The following is a 24,753-nucleotide window of genomic DNA, read 5'->3' as shown; positions in this document are numbered from 1 at the left end:
CATGCTCGTCGCGCCCGTGGCCCGGTGTCATGGGGTTGTGGGGCGTCTGTCGGTGGTCGGGTGGACGATCTGCCCCAGGGCGACGAGTCCGTGCGCCGACGTCGGTCGGTAGGGACGGGCGACGGTGACACCACGGGGAGCGCGATGACGGCGACGATCACGGCGACCGGGCTGACGAAGCGGTACGGGCAGGTCGAGGCGCTGCGCGGGCTGGACCTGGAGGTGCCCGAGGGCACCGTCATGGGGCTGCTGGGACCCAACGGCGCGGGCAAGACGACGGCCGTGCGGATCCTCACGACGCTGCTGCGGCCCGACGGCGGCACGGCGCACGTCGCCGGTGCGGACGTGCTGCGCGAGCCCGAGCAGGTGCGGCGGCGCATCGGCCTGTCGGGGCAGAACGCCGCGGTCGACGAGAACCTCACGGGGGCCGAGAACCTCGAGATGATCGGCCGCCTCTACGGCTTCCCGCGCCGCCGGGCGCGTGCCCGCGCCGGGGCCCTGCTGGACGCGTTCGACCTGACGGAGGCGGGCGGTCGACCCGCGAAGACGTACTCCGGCGGCATGCGCCGGCGGCTGGACCTGGCGTGCGCGCTGGTCGCCGAGCCGCCCGTGGTGGTGCTCGACGAACCCACGACGGGCCTGGACCCGCGCAGCCGGTTGCAGATGTGGGACGTCATCGCCGACCTGGTGCGCGCGGGCACGACGATCCTGCTCACCACGCAGTACCTCGAGGAGGCCGACCGCCTCGCGGACGCGATCGTCGTGATCGACCACGGGCGGGCGATCGCGCGCGGCACCGCGGACGACCTCAAGGCGCAGGTCGGCGGGCAGCGGGTCGAGGTGCTGCTGGCCGACGCGGCCGGGTCCGCGACGGCCCGCACGGTCCTCGCGGCGGTGTCGTCCGGCGACGAGGTCCACGTCGCCGGCGACGGGCGCGCGCTGTCGGTGGCCGTGGACGACGGCTCGCGGGCGCTGCGCGAGGCGCTGGACCGGCTGGACGCCGCGAGCGTCGTCGTCCTCGAGGCCGGGGTGCGCAGGCCGACCCTCGACGACGTGTTCCTCACGCTGACCGGCCGGGCGGCCGACGTCGACGACACCGCGCAGGAGGTCCGATGAGCTCGCTCGCCCGCACGGTCGTCGACACGCACGTCGTCGCCAAGCGCAACCTGCTGAAGATCCTGCGCGTCCCCGAGATCCTCGTGGCCGTCCTCATCTCGCCGATCATGTTCGTGGTGCTCTTCGCGTACGTGTTCGGCGGGGCGATCGACCCCGGCGACGGCGTGAGCTACCGCGAGTTCCTCATCCCGGGGATCTTCGCGCAGACCGTCGTGTTCGGGGCCACGTTCACCGGCGCCGGCATCGCCGAGGACATGCAGAAGGGCATCCTCGACCGCTTCCGCTCGCTGCCCATGTCGCAGTCGGCCGTGCTCGCGGGGCGCACGGCGTCCGACGTGGTCTACAACGTGCTGTCGCTGGTGATCATGGCGCTCACCGGCCTGCTCGTCGGGTGGCGCGTGCACGGCACGGTGCTGGAGGCGGCCGCGGCGTTCGGGCTGCTGCTCGCGTTCTCGTACGCCGTGAGCTGGATCATGGCGCTCGTCGGCGTCCTGGTGCCCAGCGTCGAGGTCATCAACAACGCGTCGTTCATCGTCATCATGCCGCTGACGTTCGTCTCCAACGCCTTCGTGCCCCTGGACTCGTTCCCCGAGCCGCTGCAGCGCGTCGTGGAGTGGAACCCCGTCTCGACGCTCACGCAGGCGTGCCGCGAGCTGTTCGGCAACACCAACCCCGGTGCCCCGGTGCCTGACGCGTGGTCGATGCAGCACCCGGTGCTGTACACGCTCGGCTGCGTCGTGGTGATCCTCGTGGTGTTCGCGCCGCTCGCGATCGCCCGGTACCGGCAGACCTCGCGCTGACGCGGCGCACGTAGCCCACCAGTAGCCGCCGCACTACGGCGATCGCCGCCCGGCTCTCGGCATCGCCGCTGGTCAGGGCGCCGCGGCTACCTACTCAAGCCACCCCCGGCCCGCACTACGTGGCCCCTGCCTTGCCAGTGTTCTGGGTGTCGGAAGCAACCGCCCCGGCACCACGGACACGAAGGGCACGAGCCATGAACGCGACCACGACCTCCACGACCACCACCCACCGCGGCGCCGTCAAGGGTGCCGTCGCCGCCGCCGCCGGCGTCGCTGTCCTGCTCGGCGGGATGGGCACCTTCGCACTCTGGAACGCCGAGGGCGCACTGGGCGAGGGCAGCCTGCAGACCGGTTCGCTCACCGCCGACTTCGGCGACATCACGTGGAACGACGTGACGCCCGGCCACGAGAACCTCATCGAGGACCTCGACGGCTTCCAGATGGTCCCGGGCGACGTCATCGTCGGGACCTCGACCATCGCGGTGGTCGCCGAGGGCGAGAACCTCGTCGTCGTCCCGCAGGTCGTCGGGCCGGCCGGCCTGCCGATCGACTCGCTCTCCGAGAGCATCACGGTCGACGTCACCCTCGACGGGGTGCCCGCGGACGGCTTCCGCCCCGGCACGACGTCCGTCGACGCGACCGTGACGATCGCGTTCGACGAGTCCGCGACCGGCGAGATGGGCCTGGGCTTCGACCTCGGCGCCACGAGCATCAACCTGCAGCAGGTCGCGCCGTCGGCCTGAGCCCGGCTGCGACCCCCACGACCGCCGTCGGCGGCAGGCCCGTTCCCCCCAACGCGCGCACCTGCCGCCGGCGGCTCCACCGCCCGACCTCACCACCCATCCCCGCGACCCAGGAGCTGAGCACCGTGCGACACCACGTCCGTCCCCTGCGCCCGCTGCGCGCCGCGCTCCTCGCGGCCGTCGCCGCGGCGGCGATCGTCCTGGCACTGCCGGGCACGGCGACGTACGCGGCGTGGCGCGCACAGGCGCCGCTCGACGGCACCCTGGCCAGCGGGGCCCTCACGATCGACGCCGTCGGCCCGGGCTCGTGGCAGCACGAGTCGGGCGCGGCGTTCGACCCCGCGACCGGGCGCCTCGAGCCCGGCCGGGTGGTCCTCTACCGCACGACCGTCGACCTCACCGCGACCGGTGAGAACCTGCGCGCGACGCTGCGCACCGACGTCGCCGCGTCCCTGCCCGCCGACCTCGCGGGGCGGGTGACCGTCACGTCGGACGACGTCCCGGTCGTCGGCTCCGCCACGCCGCAGCGCGTCCCCGTCACGGTGCGCGTCGCCGCCGGGTCGAGCCTGCCGTCGGGCGACCGCTCCTTCTCCCTGCGCCTCGACCTGCAGCTCGGCAACGGCCACGGCTGGCAGGACACGGCGTCGCGCGACCTCGGCACGCTCACGACGCGCGGCCCCGCCGCCGGTGGCCTGCTGCGCATGGGCTACGACCTGACCAAGGGCGTCGACCGCACCGTCGTCATCTACGTCGACGACGTCGATGCGACGGTCCAGTGGGTCGAGGGCGCCGCCACGACGCGCCTCGTCCCCGGCAGGAACGCGCACACCTACCCGCCGGGCACCGTGCAGGCGACCGTGCTGATCAACGGCCGCGTCGGCAGCCTGGGGTCCCCGGCGCAGACCGTCGCGGACATGCAGGAGCTCGTGCAGGTGCAGAACTGGCAGGAGGGCGTCGGGACCGTCGACGCGTCGTACGCCTTCCACAACGCGATCAACCTGCTGCGGGTCGACGGCCTCCCGTCGACGCTGCGCACCACGGACCACATGTTCTCCAACGCCCGCTCCCTCAAGCAGGACTTCGCCGGCCCAGCCTTCGCGAACGTGGAGTCGATGTCCCACATGTTCGCCGGTGCCACGTCCTTCAACGGCTACGTCGGTGGCTGGGACACCGCCAAGGTGCGGGACATGTCGGGGATGTTCCACGGCGCGACGTCCTTCAACTCCTGGATCGGCGGCTGGAACACCTCGAACGTCGAGGACATGACCGACATGTTCCGCGGTGCGCGGGCGATGGCCCAGAGCGTGGCCGGCTGGGACGTCGGGCGCGTGACCGCCTGGGACGGCTTCAACGCCGACGCCCCGAACCTCACCACCTACCTCATCCCCGCCAAGTTCCGTCCCGCGCTGGACGCGGACGCCGTGCTCGACGCCCCGGTGGTCGGCGACGACCCCGCGCCGCAGGACGAGGTGGGCGACGAGCCCGCGACCGACGACCAGCCGCTGGCCGGCGACGAGCCCACGACCGACGACGGCTCCGACGTCACCGAGGACCCCGCCACCGAGGACCCCGCCACCGACGAGCCCGCCACCGACGACGCCACCGACGACCCGGCCACGGCCGACGTCACCACCCTGCCGGAGCCCCACGAGGGCCCGGACGCCGACACCGCCGACGTGACTCCTCCGGTCGCGCTCCGCGAGGAGGAGAAGGACCGATGACCGTCACCGCACCCGTCCGGCCCGTCACCGCGGGCGCCCGGCACGTCGCCGCACCGGCCCGGCCGGTCGCCGACCAGCCCGTGACCGCACCCGTCCAGCCCGCCGCCTCACCCGACCAGCCCGTCGCCGTGCGCCCCGAGAGCCGGTGGCGCGTCGCCGCGCGCAGCGTCGGCGTCGGCCTGGGCTACGGCGTGCTGGGCGTGGTCCTGCTGGTCGCCGCCGTCACGATCCTCGTCCCGCGCTTTGCCGGTGCGGTGCCGCTGACCGTGCTGTCGGGCTCGATGGAGCCGACGCTGCCGGTCGGGTCCCTCGTCGTCGTCCGTCCCGTCGACCCGGCCGACGTCCGGATCGGCGACGTGATCACCTACCTGCCGAACCCCGAGGACCCCACGGCGATCACGCACCGCGTCACGGGGATCACGCACCGCACCGACGGGGGCGTGACGTTCACGACGCAGGGCGACGCGAACGACGCACCGGACCTGCCGGTGCAGGACTTCCAGGTCCGCGCGCGCGTCTGGTACGTCGTGCACCACCTCGGGCACGTGAACTCGGCGGTCAACGTCGAGGACCGGCACGTCGGGGTCGTCCTGGTGGCCGGCGGGTTCTTCGTCTGGGCGGCGAGCCTCTGGTACCGCTCGGGACGCAGCCGCCGGGCGGCGGCCGTCTCAGCCCGCGACGCGCACGGCCCCGTCGAGCTCGCCGAGCAGCGCCCGGTCCGACACCCCTAGCTTCTGCATCGCCCGGTAGAGGTGGCTCTCGACCGTCCGCACGGACAGGTAGAGGCGGGAGGCGATCTGCCGGTTGCTCAGCCCCTCGCGGGCCAGCGCCGCGATCTCCGCCTCCCGGCCCGTCAGCGGCGCCGACCGGGCCTGCGGGCGGCCCAGGGACTCGGCGACGGTCGCCCCGGCGACCGCACGCACCTGCTCCTCGGTGAGGTCGCCTCGCCCCTCCTCGACGGCGCGCCGCCGGGCGACGTCGAGCGCGACGTGCACCAGCGGTCCGGGGACGCGCATCATCGCCACGGCCGCCAGCACCTCGGTGCTCGTCCCCAGCGAGATCGCGCGGTGCAGGTGGACGAGCGGCCGCACGATCGTGAGCCGGGTCCGCGAGCACAGCTCCTCCAGCCGGGCCAGCCGGTCCGGGGGCAGCTCGAGGGGCGCGAAGGACCAGCACAGTGCGGCGCTGGCGAGCCGCCCGACCGCGAGCTGCTCCTCGCCGGCGGCCCACAGCGGCTCGCCGTCGGGCGGCTCGGTGCCTCCGGACCGGAAGTACGCGACCTCCGCGGTAGCCCACGGCAGGGCGAAGTCGAGCGCCGGCAGGTACGGGCGCGGGGTCGCCCGCAGCTCGTCGAGCAGGGCGGCCGCGAGGTCGGTCTCGCCGCGGCGCGCTCGTAGCGTCGCCGCGAGCGCGAGGATCCGCTCGTCGTACGGGCTCTGGACGGGACCGCACCGGCCCATCTGCAGCACGACGCTCAGCGTCCGGCGCGCGCCCTCGTGGTCGCCCTGGACGAACAGGCCCGTCGCGAGGCCGCGCGCGGCCAGCCGCACCCCGAGCATGCTGAGGTCGTCGTACGCCGCGCTGAGCCGCTCGCGCCACCAGTCGATCGCGTCGTCGACCTGCCCGGCGAGCAGCAGGGCGTCGCCCCGCAGCGCGTCGAGCTGGTGACCGATCGCGTGCTGACGCCGCGAGCCGCCCCAGCCGTCCAGCAGCTCGAGCGCGCGGTCCGGCGCGCCGGTCTCGACGGCCGCCTGCACCTGCAGGACGAGCACGAAGTCGCGCAGCGGCGCCGGCACGTGCGCGCCCTCGAGGTCGGCGACGCCCACCGTGGACGGCTCGAGGGCGTAGAGCCGCTCGAGGGCGTGCAGGACCCTGTCCTCCAGCTCGGGCAGCACCAGCCGCCCCGTGGGTCCGGGGTCACGCGTCATGCCGTCGCGCAGGGTGCCGCCCGTGGCTGCGGCCCACTGGCCACGCAGCAGCACGTACGAGCCGAGGTCGTCGGGGTCGTCGGCGGGGGAGGGGACCGTCCCCTGGAGGATCTCGTCCACGTCGATCGACGTGAAGTTGTCCAGCAGTCGCAACCGCAGGAGCGCGAGCGCGTTCACCAGGTCACGCTTCTCGAGCCACGTCCGGTACCGCGCGGACGCCTGCGTCCGCACGGACTCGGTGAGGATCGCGACCTGCTGCGGGGCGGCCCCTGCCGCCGCGTCCTCCCCGTCGAGGTCGGCGGCGGCGGGCAGCGCGAGAGCGGGCGGGGGCAGCACGCCGGTCCCGAGCGTCCCGTCCGCGAGCGCCCGCAGGTCGGCGTGGGCACGGGGCGACAGGCGCAGGCGCAGCACCTGCCCGAGCGCGGGCGGGCTGACCGTGACCATCGGCTCGCGGCCGCCCTCGTGGACGGCGACGCGCCCGGCGGCGTCCAGCGCGGCAAGGGTGTCCGCACCGACGAGCCGCCGTGCGGTGGCGAGGTCGACCAGGCCGAACCAGGCCAGGACGTCCAGACCGCGCCGCGAGGTCTCCGGCAGGTCGGCGAGGAGCCCGAGGGGGACGGCGTCCGCGCGCACCAGCTCGAGGGCCCCCGTCTGCGCCCACCGGCCGCTCACGCGTGCGACGACGCCCGCGTCGACCGCCGCGCGGACCAGCGCGACCGCCACGCGCGGGTTGCCACCGGAGCGCCCGGCCACGACGGACGCGAGGTGCCCCTCGACCTGGCCGCCGAGGCGGTCGGCCAGGAGCGCGGACGTCGCGCTGACCCCCAGGGGGCCGAGCCGGACGACGACGGCCTCCCGTGCCAGGTCGGGGGCGGCGGCGTCCACGTCGGTCCCCGAGGGTGCGGTCAGGACCAGGCCGACCCGGCCGGCGTGGCGTCGTGCGACTGCGGCGACCACCGCGGCCGAGGCGCCGTCGAGGAGGTGGACGTCGTCGACGAGGACGACGGCCGGACCGCTGCCCACGGCCTCCGCCAGGACGGTCGTGGCCTCGGGGAGGCCCCACCGCGCGCCGCTGCGCGGGCGCATCGTGGGATGGGTGGCGAAGGCCGCGAGGGGGAGGTCACGAGCGCCGCGGTGCCCCGCGAGGGTGACGACAGCGGTCCCGGTGCCGCGGAGGCGTTCGGCGAGCGCGGCGAGCAGCGTGGTGCGTCCGGAGCCGACGTCCCCCAGGAGCAGGACGTCCTCGTCCGCCCGGACGTGCCGTGCCGCCGCCTCGAGCGCGCTCTCGTGGAGCTGGAGCGTGCCTGACCGCTGGGTGGTCTCGCCCATCGTCCCAGCATGGCCCGATCGGGCGTTTCCTGCCGGATCGACCCGCCGTGCCGGGGTGCAGCACGTGAGACAGGGCACATGGACACGCCGAGAGACACGCGGTTGGCCCACGACGTGGGGGATTGCGCCGGCCCCTCGCCTGGATTCACCGGCAGCAGGGAACTACCGTTGCGCAAGTGACTGAGAACCGTGCCAACAGCAGCGCGCCGGTGACGGCCCCGCAGCACTCCGTCGAGGGCTTCGTCAGGGAGTTCCTCCGCGAGCTGCACTACGGGCAGGGCGTGACGATGGAGCGCGCCAGCGTCAACGACCAGTACCTCGCACTCGCTCGCACCGTCCGTGAGTACCTCATGGCGCGCTGGCTCGAGACCGTGCGTCGCCAGCGTGACGCGCAGGCCAAGTCGGTGGCGTACCTGTCGGCGGAGTACCTGCTCGGGCGTCAGCTCGACAACGCGCTCCTGGCCACCGACATGGCTGAGATCGTCGAGGAGGGGCTCGCCTCCCTCGGCATCGAGCTGGCCACGCTGCGCGAGCAGGAGGTCGAGCCCGGCCTCGGCAACGGCGGCCTCGGGCGCCTCGCCGCGTGCTTCGTCGACTCCCTGGCGACGATGAGCGTCCCGTGCATCGGCTACGGCATCCGCTACGAGTACGGGATCTTCCGCCAGACGTTCGTCGACGGCTTCCAGGTCGAGCAGGCCGACTCGTGGCTGGCCCTCGGGGCGCCGTGGGAGTTCCCGCACCCGGAGTCGGCGGTGACCGTGCACTTCGGCGGGTCGACCGAGCGGTACACGGACGACGACGGGGTCGAGCGCAGCCGCTGGATCCCGGCGTGGGACGTGCTCGGTGTGCCCTACAACTACATGGTCCCGGGCTACCAGAACGGGCGGGTCAACACGCTGCGGCTGTGGAGCGCGCAGGCCACCGAGGCGTTCGACCTCGCGATCTTCAACTCCGGCGAGTACGTCGACGCGGTGCGCTCGCAGACGTTCGCCGAGAACATCTCCAAGGTGCTGTACCCGGAGGACTCCACGCCCCAGGGCAAGGAGCTGCGCCTGCAGCAGCAGTACTTCTTCGTCGCCTGCTCGATCCGCGACTTCATCGAGAACGTCCTGCCCGGCGACTTCGACCTGCACCGCCTGCCCGAGCGCATCATCTTCCAGCTCAACGACACCCACCCGGTGATCGCGGTCCCCGAGCTCATGCGCATCCTGGTGGACGAGAAGAAGTGGGACTGGGACGAGGCCTGGGCCGTGACCCAGAAGTGCTTCGCGTACACCTGTCACACGCTGCTGCCCGAGGCCCTGGAGGTCTGGCCCGTCGCGCTGCTGGGCAAGCTGCTGCCGCGCCACCTCGAGATCATCTACCGCATCAACGACGACTTCCTCGCCGAGGTCGCGCAGCGCTACCCGGGCGACGAGCTGCGTCTGCGGCGCATGTCGATCATCGCCGAGCACCCGGAGCGCTCCGTGCGCATGGCGTACCTCGCGACGATCGCGGGCTCCAAGGTCAACGGGGTCGCCGCGCTGCACTCGCAGCTGCTGCGCGACAAGGTCCTGCCGGACTTCTCGGAGTACTGGCCGGACAAGTTCACCAACGTCACCAACGGCATCACGCCCCGCCGCTTCGTGCGCCTGGCGAACCCCGCGCTCTCGGACCTGATCACCGACGCGATCGGCCCCGGCTGGGTCACGGACCTCGCGCGGCTGCGCGAGATGGAGCCGCTGGCCGACGACCAGGAGTTCCGCGAGAAGTTCCGTGCGGTGAAGGCGCACAACAAGCAGCGCCTGAGCGTGCTGCTGCAGCGTCGTGACGGCATCACGCTGCCCGCCGACGCGATGCTCGACGTCATGGTCAAGCGCCTGCACGAGTACAAGCGCCAGACGCTCAAGGTGCTGCACATCGTGTCGCTCTACGAGCAGATCATCAGCGGCGAGCTGGACCCGACGTCGATCCCGCCGCGCGTGTTCGCGTTCGGTGCCAAGGCGGCGCCCGGCTACAAGATGGCCAAGCAGACGATCGCGCTGATCAACCACGTCGGCCGCACCGTGAACGAGGACTCGCGCGTCAAGGGCGCGCTCACCGTCGTGTTCCCGCCCAACTACAACGTCACGCTGGCTGAGACGCTGATCCCGGCGGCGGACCTGTCGGAGCAGATCTCGCTCGCGGGCAAGGAGGCGTCGGGCACGGGGAACATGAAGTTCGCGCTCAACGGCGCCCTGACGATCGGCACGGACGACGGCGCGAACGTCGAGATCCGCGAGCTCGTCGGAGACGAGAACTTCTTCCTCTTCGGGCTGCTCGAGCCGGAGGTCGAGGAGCTCGTCACCGCGGGCTACCAGCCCTCCAAGTTCTACGAGGAGAACCCGACGCTGCGCCGGGCGATCGACCGCATCGCGTCCGGCACGTTCGCCGGCGGCGACCGCACGGTCTTCGAGCCCATCGTGTCGAACCTGCTGTACGAGGACCGGTTCCTGGTCCTGGCGGACTTCCAGTCGTACCTCGACGCGCAGGCCCGCGTCGACGCGGCGTACCAGGACACCGAGGCGTGGACCCGGTCCGCGATCCTCAACGTCGCCCGGTCCGGGTTCTTCTCCTCGGACCGCGCGATGTGGGACTACATCGACCGGATCTGGCACTCGCAGCCGCTCGTCTCGCGCTGACCCGCCCGTCCGCCCCGGCCCCGTCACCCGCGACCTCGTCGCGGGCGGCGGGGCCGTTGCGTCGTGTCCGCAGGCACGTCACGGGTGGTCGGCCGAGAAGTTCACTCCTGTGAACCGACCGGCTCCTCCCGGATCGGGCGGTACGGGCGCTTTCTGCGGGATGACCTGGGTCGATGCGCACCCGTAGCGTTCGCCGAGCCGTGACACACGCCACTCGTCCGCCCTCGGGCGGACTACGAAGGAGCAACCTTGTGAGCCCGAACCCCCTGCGGAGAGTGGCCGCCGTCGTCGCGCTCTCCGTCCTCGTCCTCGGCGGCAGCGCCGTCGCAGTCCAGGCCGACACGGTCGACCCCGGCCCGTCGGCCACCGCTGAGCCGACGGCCACGCCGACCGCCGAGCCGACGACCGCGGTCCCCGCTGAGCCGACGGCCACGCCGACCGCCGAGCCGACGGCCACGCCGACCGCCGAGCCGACGGCCACGCCGACCGCTGAGCCGACGGCCACGCCGACCGCTGAGCCGACGGCCACGCCGACCGCCGAGCCGACGGCCACGCCCGGCGCCGGAAAGGTCCCGGTCCCGGCTCTGACCGTCACGCAGCCCACCTGCACCGGTCTCGACGTCGTGAACACCGGCCGGATCGCCATCACGCCGGCGGCCACGGTGGACTGGCTCATCATCAACGAGGGCGGCTCCCTCTACGCGCTCAGCGAGGAGGACGTCGAGGGGTCCTCCGAGAACCCCGGTGACGCGGGCCTGGTCGACGTCGTGCCGGGCCAGTACCACGTCTTCGCGTTCCCCGGGGGCGACGATGAGTTCACGGACCTCGGTGCGTGGGCGCTGATCGACCCCGAGTGGGAGACCATCATCTACCAGGTGGTCACCATCACCCCGTTCGCGGGGACCTGCCCGGTCGTCGGGCAGCTGACGGACGCCACCCGCGGCGGCTTCACGGGCCCGGCGAACGTCTCCGCGGGCGGCGGGCTCGTCCTGTCCGGCCTCCCGGCCGGTGCGGTCCTGCGCGGCTTCATGTTCTCGGTGCCGACGGACCTCGGTGTCGCGACGGTGGCCGCTGACGGCACGCTCCGCCTGACGGTCCCCGCGTCCGTCGCGGCCGGTACGCACCGCGTCGCGCTGTACCGCGCGGACGGCACGCTCCTGGGCTGGCAGTACGTCGAGGTCCTCGCGGCCGGCGCCGGGCAGCTGGCCGTCACCGGTGTCGACCCCCGGGTGGGCGTCCTCGGCGGCCTCGTGCTCGTCGCAGCCGGGGGCGCGCTCGTCCTGGCGCGTCGTCGCCTCGCGAGCTGACGCAGCAGCACCATCGCGACGCCCGGTCGGTCACCCAGGTGACCGGCCGGGCGTCGCCCGTTCGTGCGCCACGCTCGTGGACGGGCGGTCACGGAGCTCACGCGTCTGCGCCGTCCGACGGGTCAGCGGCGTTTGCGCGGCGGGGTGCGGCGCGGCGCCGGGCGGCCGCTCCGGGGCTCGCGACGGGCCTGCACCGGTGCCTTCGCGGGGGACGGCGCCGGGGCCTGCGTGCTGGTCCCGCGTGAGCTGCCGACGGTGCGGCCCCGCACGATGCCGACGAGCTCCTGCACGTGCGGGTGCTCGTCGTCCGTGCGCCACACGAGCACGACCGGTGAGCCCGGGGCGTCGGGGACGACGCGCACGGCGGTGCCGCGGCGGTCGTGCAGGCGCGCGAGAGAGTGCGGCACCAGCAGGACGCCCGCGCCGTTGGCGACGAGGTCCGCGGCCGTGGGCACGTCGGGCACGTCGAGCACCTCGACGCCCGGGGGCTGCCACCCGAGGACGTCGTCACCGGGGACCAGCAGCGTCTCGCCCGCGAGGTCGGGGACGTCGACCTCCCCGACCACGGTGAGCACGTGGTCCTTGCGCACGACGACGACGGTCTGCTCGGTCCACAGCGGCACCACGGCCCAGCCGGTCGCCGTGCTCGGCGTCGTCGTGGGCAGCCCCGAGGGTGGCGTCTCGACGCCGGCCGGGGGCAGCCGCAGCACGGCAGCGTCGACGTCGCCACGCAGCACCGCGTCGACCGCGCCCGACGCCCCGGCGTGCACGACCTCCAGCGGGTCGTCGGGCAGGCGCTCACGCCACACCCGTGCCCACCGGTCGGGGCTGGTGCCGGGGACCAGGAGCAGCCTCATCGGACGCGCCGCACGATCACGTCGGTGACCTCGTGGCCGAGGTCCCGCCCACGCTGCTCGAACCGCGTGACGGGCCGGTGCGCGGGACGCGGGACGACGCCGCCGGTCAGGTCGGGGTCGCCGGTCAGCACGTCGCGCATCTGCTGGGCGTACTCCGCCCAGTCGGTCGCGACGTGCAGCGTGCCACCGACGCGCAGCCGGTCGCGCAGCAGCGCGACGTGCTCGGGCTGCACGAGGCGACGCTTGTGGTGGCGCACCTTGGGCCAGGGGTCGGGGAAGAACGCGTGCACCGCGTCGAGGCTGCCCGGCGCGACGTCGGCACGCAGCAGCTGCAGGGCGTCGCCGTGCGCGACGCGCACGTTGGTCAGGCCGTGGCGCTCGATGAGCAGCAGCAGCGCCGCCAGGCCGGGCAGGTGCGCCTCGACCGCCAGCCAGTCGCGGTCGGGGTCGGCGGCGGCCATCGCGGCGGTCGCGTCGCCCATGCCGGACCCGATCTCGACGACGAGCGGCGCCGCGCGCCCGAACAGCGTGACGGTGTCGAGCAGGCCGTCGGGCGTGCGGGGCGGTGGCGCGCTCGGGTCCTCGACCGAGAATCCCCACCGCGGGAACAGTCGTTCGAGCGCGTCGACCCGGTCGACCCCGAGCGGGGACCGGCGGGACTTGAAGGTGCGCACCGGGTCGTGGGCGCGCGTCGCACGGTGGGTGAACACGTCGATCGGGTACTGCACGGCGTCCACCCTACGCACCGGATCAGGCGACGATGTCCTCGTCGGGTGCCTGGAGCAGGGCCAGGACCTCGCCGGCGGGGCCGCGGACCAGGAGCATCCGCCCGTACGGGGTGTCCTCCGGCCCGCTGACGACCTCCCCGCCCAGCTCGGCGACGCGCGGTGCGATCGCGTCCGCGTCCTGCACCGCGAGGTACCAGGTCCAGGCCGCCGGGACGTCGCCCGCGCCCGGTCCGTACCCGCCGATCCCCGCCGCGGGAGCCCCGCCGATCGACAGCGAGGTGTACGTGAAGTCCGGTGCGCTCATGTCCTGCTGCTCGTAGCCGAACAGCGCGGTGTAGAAGCGGCGTGCCGCGGCCGGGTCGTGCGACATCTGCTCGGCCCACACGAAGGACCCGGGGGCGTCGGTGAGCTCCCAGCCGGTGTGGTCGCCGGCCTCCCAGAGGCCCACGAGCGCGCCCGTCGGGTCGCTCAGCAGGGCCATGCGGCCCAGTGACAGCACGGACACCGGGCCCAGGGCGACGGTCGCCCCCGCGTCGACGGCCCGCGCGACGCTCGCCGCGACGTCGTCCGTCGCGAGGTACACGCACCACGCCGCGGGCTGCGGCACGTCCGACACCCGGATCCCCGCGACGACGTACCCGTCGACCGTCGCCATGACGTACCCGTCGGACTCGGGCGGCCCGGCGCTCAGCTGCCAGCCGAGCAGCCCGCCGTAGAACCGCTGCGTCGGCCCGAGGTCCGTCACCGTGATGTCCGCCCAGCCGGGGACACCGGCAGGCCACGGGGTCGGGGTGACGGTCATGGAGGTCCTCCGGAGGGTCGAGGTGCGGACGTCGTCCGCGGCAGGGCGAGCACAGCCAACCACCACGGCCCGCGTCGCGCACAGCGGGCGCACGTGCTAGTCCGGTGCCATGGCACCCGACGCGGCCGACGGTCCCGACGCGCTGGCCCCGCTCGTCGCGGGGGACGAGCCGGAGGGCGGCGGCGAGTCGACGCGCACGGTGGTCCTCGCGCTCGGGGCGAACGTGCTCATCGCCGCGGCCAAGACGGCGGCCGCGGTGATCACCGGCGCCGCGTCCATGCTGGCGGAGGCCGCGCACTCGTGGGCCGACACGGGCAACGAGGTGTTCCTGCTGGTCGCGCAGCGCCGCGCGGCCCGCGCCCCCGACGCGACGCACCCCTTCGGGTACGGGCGCGAGGTCTACGTGTGGTCGATGTTCGCGGCGATCGGGCTGTTCGCGGTCGGGGCCGGCGTGTCGGTCACGCACGGCATCCAGGAGCTGGCGGACCCCGAGCCCGCGTCGGACTTCGTCGTCGCGTACGCCGTGCTGGGCATCTCGCTGGTGCTCGAGGGGGTGTCGTTCCTGCAGGCGCTGCGGCAGAGCCGCGCCGAGGCCCGGCGGCGGGACCGTGGCGTCCTGGAGCAGGTGCTGGCCACGTCCGACCCCACGGTGCGCGCGGTGTTCGCCGAGGACGCCGCAGCGCTCATCGGGATCGTCATCGCGAGCGCGGGCATCGCGGCGCACGAGGTGACGGGTTCCACGGTGCCCGACGCGGTCGGGTCGATCCTCGTCGGCCTGCTGCTGGGCTTCGTGGCGTTCGTGCTGATCCAGCGCAACCTGCAGCTCATCGTCGGGGAGGCCGTCGACCCCGCGCTGCAGGCGGCGGCCCTGCGCCGGCTGCTGGCGATGCCGCAGGTGGCGCGCGTGACGAAGCTGCGTCTGGAGATCGCCGGCGCCCGGCGCGTGTTCCTCACGGGTGCCGTGGACCTGGCGGGCGAGCCGGACGAGGTCGAGGCGTCCCACCAGCTCGCGCTCGTCGAGGACCAGGTGCGTGCCATCCCCGGTGTCGTGGGGGTGGTGCTGTCGCTCGCCGAGCCCGAGGAGCCGTCCCTCGTGCCGCCGGACGTCAGCCCGGCACGCGCGCGGCGAGGAAGTCCGTGACCTCCCGCAGGTACCGCTCGCGCACCGGCGCGGCGGACAGCGCGAGGTCGTGCGCGCCGCCCGCGACCTCGACGTAGGTCACGTCGTGGCCCAGCAGCGGGGCGCGGCGCGCGATCTGCGCGGGGTCGAGGACGGAGTCGGTGCTGAGCAGTGCGTCGTGCGCGCGCTTGTGCGGTCCGGCCGCGTCCGACGCGAGGACGAGCACCGGGACGTCGACCGCCAGGCCGCGGACCACCCGGGCCTGCGCGGCGCGGACGGCGCGGACGAACCCGGCGCGGACCGGGAACCCGCGGTGCGGCTTCCACGCGAGGTCGAAGTCCCACTCGCCGCCGGTGTCGCGGTGCAGGGCCTGCCCGTAGTGGGGCGCGATCTCGCGCACCTTGAGCCGGGGCAGCGGTCGACCGGCGGCGTGCACGGCGCGCGCCAGCAGCTGCCGCTCGTAGCGGGAGCCCCGCACGTCGAGCCACGGCGAGTTCAGCACGAGGGCGTCGACGAGCCCGAGGCCGCGCCGTGCGTCCGCCCACAGCGCCGCGATCAGCCCGCCCGTGGAGTGGCCGAGCAGGATGACGACGTCGTGGTCGGCCCGCAGGAGCCGGACGGTGGCGTCGATCTCCTCGGCGTAGACCCCCAGGTCGGTGCTCTCGTTGGGGGGCCGGCCGGGCCGGATCGACCGGCCGTGGTCCCGCAGCTCCAGGGCGTACGTGTCGTACCCGGCCGCGGCCAGCGCGTCGCCGACGTGGGGGTGGAAGAAGTAGTCCACGAACCCGTGGAGGTACAGGACCGCGCGGCGGGTGGGCGGGGCGCCCGGGTCGGGGACCCGGCGCACCAGCGTGGCCTGCGGGTCGACGCCCGTGCGGCGCGTGACCGCGTCGGGCCGCAGGTGCAGGGTGCAGGCCCGCCACCGCTCGCCGAGCACGTCGGCGCGCTCGTCGTCCCACCGGTCGCGCACGGTGCTGGAAGCCCTGGTGGAGGCGTCGTCGTCGGCCACGCGCCGATCCTCGCACGCCGCCCCCCGCCCCCGAAGCGCAGGCGGGTGAGCGGTGTCAGGCGGCGCCGGGCACGCCCGCGCGGGCGAACGCCAGGCTCTCCTCGACCACGGAGACGACCTGCTCGACCTCGTGCGCGTCGCGCGGGCCGTAGACCATGACCTCGGTGCCGAAGTCGGCGTACTGGTGCGGCTCCGCCCAGCCGAGCCGGACGAGCTCGTCGCACCGCTCCGCCGGGAGCGTCAGGTGGACGCTCGTGTCCTCGACGCCGTGCAGGTGCACGGGCTCGAGGCGCTGCCCCGGTGCGAGCGAGGTCTGCGGGGCGAGCTCGTCGCGCAGGTCGGTGAGGAACACCGCGCGCGACGACGCGGGCGAGACCTGGCTGTGGCCCTCGACGACGCCCGGCAGCGCGAGCACGCGCGCCACGAGCTCGCCCCACGCCGCGGCGGGCGCCCGCTGGTCGAGCTGACGGTGCGGACCGTCGTCGGAGGTCGTCGGACGGGTCCCGGGGCGGGGGTCGCGCAGCATGGGACGCAGCGTAGCCACCGTCAGGCTGAGGCGTCCGGGTCCGTCGTGTGCTGCTCCCGCCACGCGACGACCTTGCGCGTCAGCTCGTCGCCGACCTCGGCGGTGAGGTCCCGTGCCCGGTACGGCGAGGCGGACCCGGGCGCCAGTGGCGCGGAGTCCTGGATCTGCGCGGCGAGGCGGTCGAGGTACGCGGGGCCCTCGGCGCGGTACGCGTTGCGCTCGGTGTCGTCGAGCGAGATGACGAGCGAGGAGCTGACGGGGCCGTGGCTGACGTGGACGTCGAGCAGCAGCCGCCCGTCGTCCGCGAGCAGGTACCAGCCCCGCTCCGCGTGGTCGAGCACCTCCATGGCACCTCCCGCGTCCGACGACCCGACCATCGTGCCAGGGCCGGGCCGTCGGAGCGGTGGTGGGAGGGTCGGCGCCGGACGGCCGAGGTCAGGCGACGGACGGCACGGGCGTCGGCGTGCGCATCGGCCGTGCCGCGACGTGGCCCTGACCGGCGACGTCGACCGCGAGGCTCGTGATGCGCGCGGTCCCGTCCGGCGCGACCTCGACGGTCGAGACCGACGCGTTGGGCAGCGGCACGAGCCCGACCTCGTCGACGGTCGCCAGGTACGCGCCGAGCGCGAGCCCGTGGCCGACGACGAGCACGTGGCCGTCGCGGTGCGTGTCCGCGATGCGGGCGAAGACGTCGCGCGTGCGGTCCATGAAGTCGGCCCCCGGCTCGCCGCCCGGAAGGCCGGGGTGGGTCCCCGCCAGGACGTCGGTGACGAGGTCCGGCCACGCGACGACCTCGTCGAGGACGCGCTCGGGCCGCTGCTCGTAGACGCCGAAGGCGTACTCCAGCAGAGCGGGGTCAGTGCGCAGGGGGACGTCGGGGTGGGGGCGCAGCAGCTCGACGGCGGTGGCGACGGCCCGCCCCGACGGCGACGCCCACGCGGCGGTGAACGGGGTGCGAGCCAGGTGGCGGGCGGTGGCACGGACGCCGGCGCGGCCGTCGCGCGTCAGCGGGGAGTCGCAGCGGCCCTGCAGGATGCGGCGGGCGTTGAAGTGGGTGCGGCCGTGGCGGACGAGCGTCATGGTGAGGGTCATCGGTGCCCTGCTCTCTCTCTCGGTGGTCGCACCGACGCTAGGAGCGGCACGTGTCCTGTCGGCGACGCGGGTGTGACGCGTGGGTGACGGTTCGGCCGCGTGCGCCGATGAAGTTGAGCGGAATAGACTCAACTTCGGATCTTGTTGTGATCGACAGACCAGATCACGCGCGACGCACGCACGCACGCACCGGAGGTTTCGTTGGAAGCGAAGTTCACCACCCGCTCGCAGGAGGCGCTGGGCGACGCCATCCAGTCGGCCACCGCAGCCGGCAACCCCCAGCTCGAGCCCGCGCACATCCTGGACGCGCTGCTCCGGCAGGAGGGCGGGGTGGCGAACGGGCTCCTCGACGCGGTCGGCGCCGATCGCGCCGCGCTCGGGCGGTCCGTGCGCGGCATGCTCGTCCAGCTGCCCTCGTCGTCCGGCGCGTCCGTCGCGCAGCCGTCGGCGTCACGCCAGACCGCCGCGGCGCTCGAGGCCGCGAACGCCGAGGCACGGGCTCTCGGCGACGACTACGTGTCGACCGAGCACCTGCTCATCGGCCTGGCCGCCGGGCAGTCGGGCGTGGCCGACGCGCTGCGCGCCGCCGGTGCGTCCCGCGACGCGCTGCTCGCCGCGCTGCCCAACGTGCGCGGGTCCGCGCGCGTCACCAGCCCCAACCCGGAGGGCACCTACAAGGCGCTCGAGCAGTACGGCGTCGACCTGACCAAGCTGGCCGCCGAGGGCAAGCTCGACCCGGTGATCGGCCGCGACGCCGAGATCCGCCGCGTCGTGCAGGTGCTGTCCCGCCGCACCAAGAACAACCCCGTGCTCATCGGGGAGCCCGGCGTCGGCAAGACCGCCGTGGTCGAGGGCCTCGCCCAGCGCATCGTCGCCGGTGACGTCCCGGAGTCCCTGCGCGGCAAGACGCTCGTCTCGCTCGACCTCGCGTCGATGGTCGCGGGCGCCAAGTACCGCGGCGAGTTCGAGGAGCGGCTCAAGGCCGTCCTGGCCGAGATCACCGCGTCCGACGGGCAGGTCGTCACCTTCATCGACGAGCTGCACACCGTCGTCGGCGCCGGTGCGGGCGGCGAGGGCGCCATGGACGCGGGCAACATGCTCAAGCCGATGCTGGCGCGCGGCGAGCTGCGGCTCGTCGGCGCCACCACGCTCGACGAGTACCGCGAGCGCATCGAGAAGGACCCCGCGCTGGAGCGCCGGTTCCAGCAGGTCTTCGTCGGGGAGCCGTCCGTCGAGGACACGATCGCGATCCTGCGCGGCCTGCGCGAGCGGTACGCCGCGCACCACCGCGTCGAGATCTCCGACGGCGCGATCGTCGCCGCGGCGACCCTCTCCGACCGGTACATCACCGGGCGCCAGCTGCCCGACAAGGCCATCGACCTCATCGACGAGGCCGCGTCGCGCCTGCGCATGGAGCTCGACTCCTCACCCGTCGAGATCGACGAGCTGCAGCGCGCCGTGACGCGCCTGGAGATGGAGGAGCAGTTCCTCGCCACCGCGGACGACCCCGCGTCGAAGGACCGCCTCGCGCGGCTGCGCGCGGACCTCGCGGACCGTCGCGAGGAGCTCGCCGCGCTCAACGCCCGCTGGGAGAAGGAGAAGGGCGGCCGCAACCGGGTCGGTGACCTGCGCGTGCGCCTCGACCAGCTGCGGGCGGACGCCGACCGCGCCCAGCGCGAGGGGGACCTCGCCACCGCCGGTCGCCTGCTCTACGGCGAGATCCCCGCGGTCGAGAAGGAGATCGCCGCCGCGGAGGCCTCCGAGGTCTCGGACGACGAGCCCGCCGAGGCGCCGATGATCGCCGAGAAGGTCGGCCCGGACGAGGTCGCCGAGGTGGTCGCCGCGTGGACCGGCATCCCCGCCGGCCGGCTGCTGGAGGGCGAGACCGCCAAGCTGCTGCGCATGGAGGAGGTGCTGGGCAAGCGCCTCATCGGGCAGCGCGCGGCCGTCGCCGCCGTGTCCGACGCGGTCCGACGCGCCCGTGCCGGCGTCTCCGACCCCGACCGGCCCACCGGCTCGTTCCTGTTCCTCGGGCCCACCGGCGTCGGCAAGACCGAGCTGGCCAAGGCGCTCGCGGACTTCCTGTTCGACGACGAGCGCGCGATGGTGCGCATCGACATGTCCGAGTACTCCGAGAAGCACTCGGTCGCGCGGCTCGTCGGCGCGCCCCCCGGGTACGTCGGCTACGAGGAGGGCGGGCAGCTCACCGAGGCCGTGCGCCGTCGCCCGTACTCCGTCGTGCTGCTCGACGAGGTCGAGAAGGCGCACCCCGAGGTGTTCGACATCCTGCTGCAGGTGCTCGACGACGGCCGCCTGACCGACGGCCAGGGCCGCACCGTGGACATGCGCAACGTCATCCTCGTGCTGACGTCGAACCTCGGCTCGCAGTTCCTCGTGGACCCGGTGCTCGACGAGACCGCGAAGCGCGAGGCCGTCATGGGTGCTGTGCGGGCGGCGTTCAAGCCGGAGTTCCTCAACCGGCTCGACGACATCGTGCTCTTCGACGCGCTGACCCTCGAGGAGCTCGGACGGATCGTCGACCTGCAGGTCGAGTCGCTGGCGCGTCGGCTCGCCGACCGCCGGCTCACGCTCGACGTGTCCGACGGCGCGCGCGAGTGGCTCGCGATCGAGGGCTACGACCCCGCGTACGGCGCGCGCCCGTTGCGTCGCCTGGTCCAGAAGGAGATCGGCGACCGGTTGGCCCGCGGCCTGCTCGCAGGTGAGATCCACGATGGCGACACCCTGCACGTCGACCTCGGCGACGGCGCGCTGACGGTCCGCGCGGAACGCTGACGGTCCGCACCGCACCGACGGCCCGCCCCGCACGCCGACCACGGCGCGCGGGGCGGGCGACGTCGTGGCAGCATCCGGTGGCGTGCACCTCATCACCGCTGCCCCCGTGCCCGACGCCGAGCTGACGGGCCTCGCGGGATGGGTGGTGTCGGTCATCGACACGCTCGGGCCGGTCGGCGTCGGGATGCTCGTCGCCCTCGAGAACCTGTTCCCGCCCATCCCGTCCGAGGTCGTGCTGCCCGTCGCGGGGTACGTCGCGTCGCAGGGCGGCATGTCCCTGGGCTGGGCGATCTTCGCGGCGACGCTCGGGGCCGTCATCGGTGCCCTGATGCTGTACGGGCTGGGTGCGTGGCTCGGACGCGCGCGCCTGCGGCGCTGGCTGGAGCGGATCCCGCTCATGGAGGTCGAGGACCTGGACCACGCCGAGGAGTGGTTCGCGCGCCACGGTGGGCTCGCCGTCCTGGTCGGGCGCTGCGTGCCGGTCGTCCGCAGCCTCATCTCGATACCGGCGGGCGTGGAGCGCATGAACCTCGCGCGGTTCGTGCTCTACACGTCGGTGGGGTCCCTGGTGTGGAACGGCGGCCTGGTGTGGGCCGGGCACGTGCTGGGCTCGCAGTGGGACGACATCGGCCGCTACAGCGACGTGCTCAACGCCGTCGTGTACGCCGTCATCGCGCTGGTGGTCCTGCGCTTCGTGTGGACGCGGACGGGGAGCCGCGGCGAGCGTCGCCGCGCGGCGCGCCTCACCACGGAGGGCTGACGGCCCTCACCCTCCGGGAGGCGCGCTCACCGTGACGAACGAGCCGGTCACCGGGCTCGGCGGCACTGCGAGGCACAGGCCCGTACGGTCACCGGCCGCCCAGCCGGCGGGCGTCGGGGCCCACGTCACCACGCGCACGCCGGCCGCGACCTCGTCGTCGCTCAGGACGCATGCCCGCGCGACCCGCGCGTGCGCGGCCTCCTGCCCCGGCCACACGGCGGCAGGGTCGAACCCGTACTGCGCGACGACCTGGGCCGCGTGCGGGTCGCCGCACGGCACGACGTCCACCCGCTCGACCTCGCCGTCGCCCGGGAGGTCCGCGAGGCACGACCCGGTGACGAGCTGCACGGCGTAGGCCTCGGTCGCCGCGGTGACGTCGGCGGGCAGCGGGCGGCTGCGGGCGTCGGTGACGGCCCGCGTCCCCAGGACCGTCCCGCCCGCGAGCAGGGCGACGGCGCCGACCGCGGCGGACGCGACGGCCACCCGGCGACGCGCGCGCACGCGCTCAGCCCCCGCGGCCTCCCAGCCGGCCGCGTAGTGCGTCGGCGGGTTCGGGTCCTCGGGGATGTCCGCGGCACCCGTGGCGGGCGTCCGCGCGTCGTCGGCGGAGCTCAGGACGACATCCCGGACGGTGCCACGAGGGACGCGTCGCTGCCGGACACGTCCTCGTAGACGCAGTACCCGACGGCCTGGCCCGCGGCCACCTGGTCGGGGTGGGGGAGCCACACGTCGAGGACGCCCCACGCCAGGAGCCCAGGGTCGATCGCGCCGACGGCGGTCTCGCACTCGCCGTACGCGGCCGAGACCACGGGGTCGTCCGCCGTGAGGTCCGTCGCCGGTGCGCCGGTCGCGGTCAGCACGGCCACGACCTCGGCCTCGTGCTCCTGCGTGCACGGGACGGCCACGGCGTCCGACAGGTCGTAGTACTCCGGGACGGACTCCCAGCACGTGCCGGCGGCGACGTCCTGGGGGAGCGCGTACGACGGCAGGACGTCGAGCTGCTCCTCGCCCAGGCCCTCGAGCTGCTTCTCGAGCTCGCCGAGAAGCTGGTCGAGATCCTCGGACGACGACCCGCCGCTGCTGCCGCCGCCCTCGAGCCCTTCGAGCCCTTCGAGCTCGTCCATGAGCTGGTCCAGGTCCTGGCCGCCCAGGGCGTCGTTCGCCTGCTCCGCGGTGGTCGCACCCCACTGGGCGATCGCGAGGAGCAGCAGCACGACGGCGGTGATGACGATCGTCCCGACGACGCCCACGACGATGCCCGCGATCGCCATGCCGCGGCCGCGCGCGCCGGTGCGGCGGATGCGCGCGAGCGCCCCGATACCGAGCCCGACACCGATGGGACCGGGTGCACCGGCCAGGAGCACCAGCCCGCCGACCGACGTGACCAGCGACGCGACCGCGAGCCCGTCCGTGGGGGCGGCCGGGGGGTAGCCGTGCGGCTGACCCGGGGGGCCGTAGGCGGGTGCGCCGTACGAGGGCTGGGAACCGTAGCCCGGCTGGGCGCCGTACGGCGGCTGGGAACCGTAGCCCGGCTGGCCACCGTAGGGCGGCTGGCCCGCGCCGGGCGCCGGGGGCGTCCCGTACACGGGTACCGGCGCTGCGTACGGATCGTGGCCGGACGGCGCCGGTGGGACGGGCGGTCCTGCGGCGACGGGGGCGCCGTAGGGCGACGTGCTCGTCGACGTGCCGGTCGGTGCCGCGAAGGGCGCGGCGACGCCGGGGACGAGCGCGGGCGGGACCGGCGCGCCCCACGCGAGCGGCTGGGTGTCGTTCAGCCCGGTCGAGATGGGCTGGGTGTCACCGGCCGCCGGTGCCGGGGTGCCGCCGCCGTAGACCGGGGACGCGGGCGTCCCCCACGACGCGGAATCGGGTGCGGTCGGCGGTGCGGGGTTCTCGCCGGGTGGCGGGACCTGGGGGCCGGGTGCCGACGCCTGTCCCTCCGGAGCGGGCGGTTCCGGCACGGACTCGGTACCCGACCCCTCGGTCGGCTCGGGTGCGCGGTCGTCGGGCGTCGACGTCATGGACGGCAACCTAGCCGAGCGCGGGCGCGTCGCGGAGCCCGTGCGGCGATACCACCCGATCTGCGGTGCCGCACGGTCACGGTGCGTCGATCTCGAGCACCACGGGCACGTGGTCGGACGGCTGCTTGCCCTTGCGCTCGTCGCGCTCGATGCGCACGCCGCTGACGCGCGCCGCGAGGGCCGGGCTGGCGTACGTGAGGTCGATGCGCATCCCCTCGTTGCGGGGGAAACGCAGCTGCTGGTAGTCCCAGTACGTGTACGTGTGCTCGCCGGGCAGGTGGACGCGCGACACCTCGCTGTAGCCGGCGTGCGCGATCGCCTCGAACGCGTCGCGCTCCGCGGGGGTCACGTGCGTGCGGCCGGCGAACCGCTCGATGTCCCACACGTCGGTGTCGAGCGGGGCGATGTTCCAGTCGCCGACCATCGCGACCTGCGCCTGCGGGTCGGCCGTGAGCCAGCTCTGCGCGGCATCGCGCAGCGCGGCGAGCCAGTCGAGCTTGTAGGTGTAGTGCGGGTCGGCGATCTCCCGCCCGTTCGGCACGTACAGGCTCCACAGGCGCACGCCCCCGCAGGTCGCGCCGATCGCGCGGGCCTCGGCGGTCGCCGGGTCGCCCCACGTCGGCTGCCCGGGGAAGCCGCGCTCGACGTCGTCCAGGCCGACGCGGGAGACGATCGCGACGCCGTTCCACTGCGAGTACCCGTGCGTGGCGACCTCGTACCCGAGGGCCTCGAACGGCTCGCGCGGGAACGCCTCGTCCTTCACCTTCGTCTCCTGGAGCGCGAGGACGTCGACACCCGTCCGCTCCAGGAAGGCCACCGCACGGTCCACCCGTGCTCGGATCGAGTTGATGTTCCAGGTCGCGAGCTGCATGCGGTGGACCCTACGGGGCCGCGCCGACAGTCGGCGTCGTGCGTGCGACGCTTGGTCCGCGCGGTCGTCCGCCCGGTACGGCGTCACCCGGGACGCTCCGCGGGAGGCGCTGACGCGGCAGGCGTGCCGATGACGCCGAGAGGGTTGCGAGCGCTGCACATTCTCCGGCCCCGCGCCGGGCGACGGCGGGCCGTCCGCGGCGGCGTGTTGAGCTCGTTCTTCCCGAGATGTGGGATCGTGCCAGGCGATCCCTTCGATGTGAGGTCTGGACCGTGATGACTGACAACCTTTCGGACTCGCTGGCCATCATCGAGACGGCTCTACGGAATCTCGGCCGAGACGCGCTGATGACGTCGCTGCGGAGTGGCCTCTCAGCGGACGCCGTGAGGTCGAAGCTCGACTCGGCCGGCCTGCCCACGACGCTGGAGCTGGAGACGCTCTATGGCTGGCGCAACGGGGCGGCGTCGGACACTGCAGCCAGCCTCGACGACATCCACCTCTTCCCGGGCTTCTACCGGGACTGCCCCGACTTCGGTTGACCCGTTTCGGTAGGGGTGTTCAGGCCGCGTG

At 74.2% G+C, this 24,753-nt stretch carries 22 protein-coding genes; 11 read left to right on the top strand and 11 right to left on the bottom strand.

The window, feature by feature from the left end; all coding sequences use genetic code 11:
* Nucleotides 1–144: 144 nt before the first annotated feature.
* From IR158_RS16650 to IR158_RS16630, 5 genes are all read left to right on the top strand, one after another.
* On the top strand, nucleotides 145–1,116 hold the full coding sequence (locus IR158_RS16650; protein ID WP_291814825.1) for an ATP-binding cassette domain-containing protein: 972 nt from the start codon (nucleotides 145–147) through the stop codon (nucleotides 1,114–1,116).
* A complete protein-coding gene (locus tag IR158_RS16645) occupies nucleotides 1,113–1,916 on the top strand; it encodes an ABC transporter permease (RefSeq protein ID WP_291814823.1) in 804 nt (267 codons plus the stop codon). The genes IR158_RS16650 and IR158_RS16645 overlap by 4 nt, the downstream gene beginning before the upstream one ends.
* Before the next feature lie 194 nt (nucleotides 1,917–2,110).
* Complete coding sequence (locus tag IR158_RS16640; protein WP_227578015.1) at nucleotides 2,111–2,659, top strand: alternate-type signal peptide domain-containing protein; 549 nt, start codon at nucleotides 2,111–2,113, stop codon at nucleotides 2,657–2,659.
* Nucleotides 2,660–2,784: 125 nt separating this feature from the next.
* Nucleotides 2,785–4,380: an alternate-type signal peptide domain-containing protein gene (locus IR158_RS16635; protein ID WP_291814819.1), complete on the top strand. Its 1,596-nt coding sequence runs from the start codon at nucleotides 2,785–2,787 to the stop codon at nucleotides 4,378–4,380.
* Nucleotides 4,377–5,111 carry a signal peptidase I gene (locus tag IR158_RS16630; protein WP_291814816.1) on the top strand — a complete coding sequence of 245 codons (735 nt, stop codon included), beginning with the start codon at nucleotides 4,377–4,379 and terminating at the stop codon, nucleotides 5,109–5,111. The genes IR158_RS16635 and IR158_RS16630 overlap by 4 nt, the downstream gene beginning before the upstream one ends.
* On the opposite strand, the gene IR158_RS16625 is transcribed toward IR158_RS16630, so the two are convergent.
* Nucleotides 5,049–7,637, bottom strand: a complete 2,589-nt coding sequence (locus IR158_RS16625; protein WP_291814814.1) for a LuxR C-terminal-related transcriptional regulator — start codon at nucleotides 7,635–7,637, stop codon at nucleotides 5,049–5,051. The genes IR158_RS16630 and IR158_RS16625 overlap by 63 nt on opposite strands.
* Before the next feature lie 176 nt (nucleotides 7,638–7,813).
* Here IR158_RS16625 and IR158_RS16620 point away from each other — a divergent pair, with 176 nt between their 5' ends.
* Both IR158_RS16620 and IR158_RS16615 read left to right on the top strand, forming a co-directional pair.
* Nucleotides 7,814–10,297: a glycogen/starch/alpha-glucan phosphorylase gene (locus tag IR158_RS16620; protein ID WP_291814813.1), complete on the top strand. Its 2,484-nt coding sequence runs from the start codon at nucleotides 7,814–7,816 to the stop codon at nucleotides 10,295–10,297.
* Between the two features lie 251 nt (nucleotides 10,298–10,548).
* A complete protein-coding gene (locus IR158_RS16615; RefSeq protein WP_291814810.1) occupies nucleotides 10,549–11,604 on the top strand; it encodes a PT domain-containing protein in 1,056 nt (351 codons plus the stop codon).
* A gap of 122 nt (nucleotides 11,605–11,726) precedes the next feature.
* On the opposite strand, the gene IR158_RS16610 is transcribed toward IR158_RS16615, so the two are convergent.
* From IR158_RS16610 to IR158_RS16600, 3 genes are read right to left on the bottom strand one after another with little or no spacing between them, the layout of a single operon-like run.
* Nucleotides 11,727–12,461 carry a LysR substrate-binding domain-containing protein gene (locus IR158_RS16610; protein ID WP_291814807.1) on the bottom strand — a complete coding sequence of 245 codons (735 nt, stop codon included), beginning with the start codon at nucleotides 12,459–12,461 and terminating at the stop codon, nucleotides 11,727–11,729.
* Nucleotides 12,458–13,189 carry a tRNA (guanosine(46)-N7)-methyltransferase TrmB gene (gene trmB / locus IR158_RS16605; RefSeq protein WP_291814804.1) on the bottom strand — a complete coding sequence of 244 codons (732 nt, stop codon included), beginning with the start codon at nucleotides 13,187–13,189 and terminating at the stop codon, nucleotides 12,458–12,460. The genes IR158_RS16610 and trmB overlap by 4 nt, the downstream gene beginning before the upstream one ends.
* 22 nt (nucleotides 13,190–13,211) lie before the next feature.
* Nucleotides 13,212–13,991, bottom strand: coding sequence for a VOC family protein (locus tag IR158_RS16600; RefSeq protein WP_291814801.1), 780 nt, complete (start codon nucleotides 13,989–13,991; stop codon nucleotides 13,212–13,214).
* Between the two features lie 109 nt (nucleotides 13,992–14,100).
* Between IR158_RS16600 and IR158_RS16595 the strand changes: the two genes are divergently transcribed.
* Entirely contained in the window at nucleotides 14,101–15,132 is a 1,032-nt protein-coding gene (locus IR158_RS16595; protein ID WP_291814799.1) for a cation diffusion facilitator family transporter, read from the top strand.
* Here the strand turns inward: IR158_RS16595 and IR158_RS16590 are convergent.
* The 4 genes from IR158_RS16590 to IR158_RS16575 all read right to left on the bottom strand — a co-directional run bounded on the left by IR158_RS16590 (nucleotide 15,098) and on the right by IR158_RS16575 (nucleotide 17,738).
* Complete coding sequence (locus IR158_RS16590) at nucleotides 15,098–16,081, bottom strand: alpha/beta hydrolase (RefSeq protein WP_291815034.1); 984 nt, start codon at nucleotides 16,079–16,081, stop codon at nucleotides 15,098–15,100. The two genes, IR158_RS16595 and IR158_RS16590, sit on opposite strands and share 35 nt — an antisense overlap.
* A 94-nt stretch (nucleotides 16,082–16,175) precedes the next feature.
* On the bottom strand, nucleotides 16,176–16,646 hold the full coding sequence (locus tag IR158_RS16585) for a luciferase family protein (protein WP_291814796.1): 471 nt from the start codon (nucleotides 16,644–16,646) through the stop codon (nucleotides 16,176–16,178).
* Between the two features lie 20 nt (nucleotides 16,647–16,666).
* Nucleotides 16,667–16,993, bottom strand: coding sequence for a hypothetical protein (locus IR158_RS16580; protein WP_291814793.1), 327 nt, complete (start codon nucleotides 16,991–16,993; stop codon nucleotides 16,667–16,669).
* An 88-nt stretch (nucleotides 16,994–17,081) separates the two neighbouring features.
* Nucleotides 17,082–17,738, bottom strand: a complete 657-nt coding sequence (locus IR158_RS16575) for a histidine phosphatase family protein (RefSeq protein ID WP_291814789.1) — start codon at nucleotides 17,736–17,738, stop codon at nucleotides 17,082–17,084.
* 201 nt (nucleotides 17,739–17,939) lie between these two features.
* On the opposite strand from IR158_RS16575, the gene clpB reads away from it, so the two are divergent.
* Nucleotides 17,940–20,531 carry an ATP-dependent chaperone ClpB gene (gene clpB, locus IR158_RS16570; protein ID WP_291814786.1) on the top strand — a complete coding sequence of 864 codons (2,592 nt, stop codon included), beginning with the start codon at nucleotides 17,940–17,942 and terminating at the stop codon, nucleotides 20,529–20,531.
* Nucleotides 20,532–20,613: 82 nt separating this feature from the next.
* On the top strand, nucleotides 20,614–21,291 hold the full coding sequence (locus IR158_RS16565; RefSeq protein ID WP_291814784.1) for a DedA family protein: 678 nt from the start codon (nucleotides 20,614–20,616) through the stop codon (nucleotides 21,289–21,291).
* Nucleotides 21,292–21,297: 6 nt separating this feature from the next.
* Here IR158_RS16565 and IR158_RS16560 read toward each other — a convergent pair whose 3' ends face one another.
* The 3 genes from IR158_RS16560 to IR158_RS16550 all read right to left on the bottom strand — a co-directional run bounded on the left by IR158_RS16560 (nucleotide 21,298) and on the right by IR158_RS16550 (nucleotide 24,183).
* On the bottom strand, nucleotides 21,298–21,792 hold the full coding sequence (locus tag IR158_RS16560) for a hypothetical protein (RefSeq protein ID WP_291814782.1): 495 nt from the start codon (nucleotides 21,790–21,792) through the stop codon (nucleotides 21,298–21,300).
* Between the two features lie 110 nt (nucleotides 21,793–21,902).
* Nucleotides 21,903–23,312, bottom strand: coding sequence for a DUF4190 domain-containing protein (locus tag IR158_RS16555; protein WP_291814779.1), 1,410 nt, complete (start codon nucleotides 23,310–23,312; stop codon nucleotides 21,903–21,905).
* 76 nt (nucleotides 23,313–23,388) lie between these two features.
* Complete coding sequence (locus tag IR158_RS16550) at nucleotides 23,389–24,183, bottom strand: exodeoxyribonuclease III (RefSeq protein WP_291814776.1); 795 nt, start codon at nucleotides 24,181–24,183, stop codon at nucleotides 23,389–23,391.
* A gap of 275 nt (nucleotides 24,184–24,458) precedes the next feature.
* On the opposite strand from IR158_RS16550, the gene IR158_RS16545 reads away from it, so the two are divergent.
* Complete coding sequence (locus tag IR158_RS16545) at nucleotides 24,459–24,722, top strand: hypothetical protein (protein ID WP_291814773.1); 264 nt, start codon at nucleotides 24,459–24,461, stop codon at nucleotides 24,720–24,722.
* The last annotated feature ends 31 nt before the right edge of the window (nucleotides 24,723–24,753 follow it).

This window comes from Cellulomonas sp., from assembly GCF_015234515.1.
GTDB lineage: Bacteria > Actinomycetota > Actinomycetes > Actinomycetales > Cellulomonadaceae > Cellulomonas.
This window is presented reverse-complemented; position numbering and strand designations above follow the sequence as displayed.

Coding starts and splice junctions, on each gene's coding strand:
- IR158_RS16650 (WP_291814825.1), top strand. CDS start 145: ATGACGGCGACGATCACGGCGACCGGGCTGACGAAGCGGTACGGGCAG.
- IR158_RS16645 (WP_291814823.1), top strand. CDS start 1,113: ATGAGCTCGCTCGCCCGCACGGTCGTCGACACGCACGTCGTCGCCAAG.
- IR158_RS16640 (WP_227578015.1), top strand. CDS start 2,111: ATGAACGCGACCACGACCTCCACGACCACCACCCACCGCGGCGCCGTC.
- IR158_RS16630 (WP_291814816.1), top strand. CDS start 4,377: ATGACCGTCACCGCACCCGTCCGGCCCGTCACCGCGGGCGCCCGGCAC.
- IR158_RS16625 (WP_291814814.1), bottom strand. CDS start 7,637: ATGGGCGAGACCACCCAGCGGTCAGGCACGCTCCAGCTCCACGAGAGC.
- IR158_RS16610 (WP_291814807.1), bottom strand. CDS start 12,461: ATGAGGCTGCTCCTGGTCCCCGGCACCAGCCCCGACCGGTGGGCACGG.
- IR158_RS16600 (WP_291814801.1), bottom strand. CDS start 13,991: ATGACCGTCACCCCGACCCCGTGGCCTGCCGGTGTCCCCGGCTGGGCG.
- IR158_RS16595 (WP_291814799.1), top strand. CDS start 14,101: ATGGCACCCGACGCGGCCGACGGTCCCGACGCGCTGGCCCCGCTCGTC.
- IR158_RS16585 (WP_291814796.1), bottom strand. CDS start 16,646: ATGCTGCGCGACCCCCGCCCCGGGACCCGTCCGACGACCTCCGACGAC.
- IR158_RS16580 (WP_291814793.1), bottom strand. CDS start 16,993: ATGGAGGTGCTCGACCACGCGGAGCGGGGCTGGTACCTGCTCGCGGAC.
- IR158_RS16575 (WP_291814789.1), bottom strand. CDS start 17,738: ATGACCCTCACCATGACGCTCGTCCGCCACGGCCGCACCCACTTCAAC.
- IR158_RS16555 (WP_291814779.1), bottom strand. CDS start 23,312: ATGACGTCGACGCCCGACGACCGCGCACCCGAGCCGACCGAGGGGTCG.
- IR158_RS16550 (WP_291814776.1), bottom strand. CDS start 24,183: ATGCAGCTCGCGACCTGGAACATCAACTCGATCCGAGCACGGGTGGAC.
- IR158_RS16545 (WP_291814773.1), top strand. CDS start 24,459: ATGACTGACAACCTTTCGGACTCGCTGGCCATCATCGAGACGGCTCTA.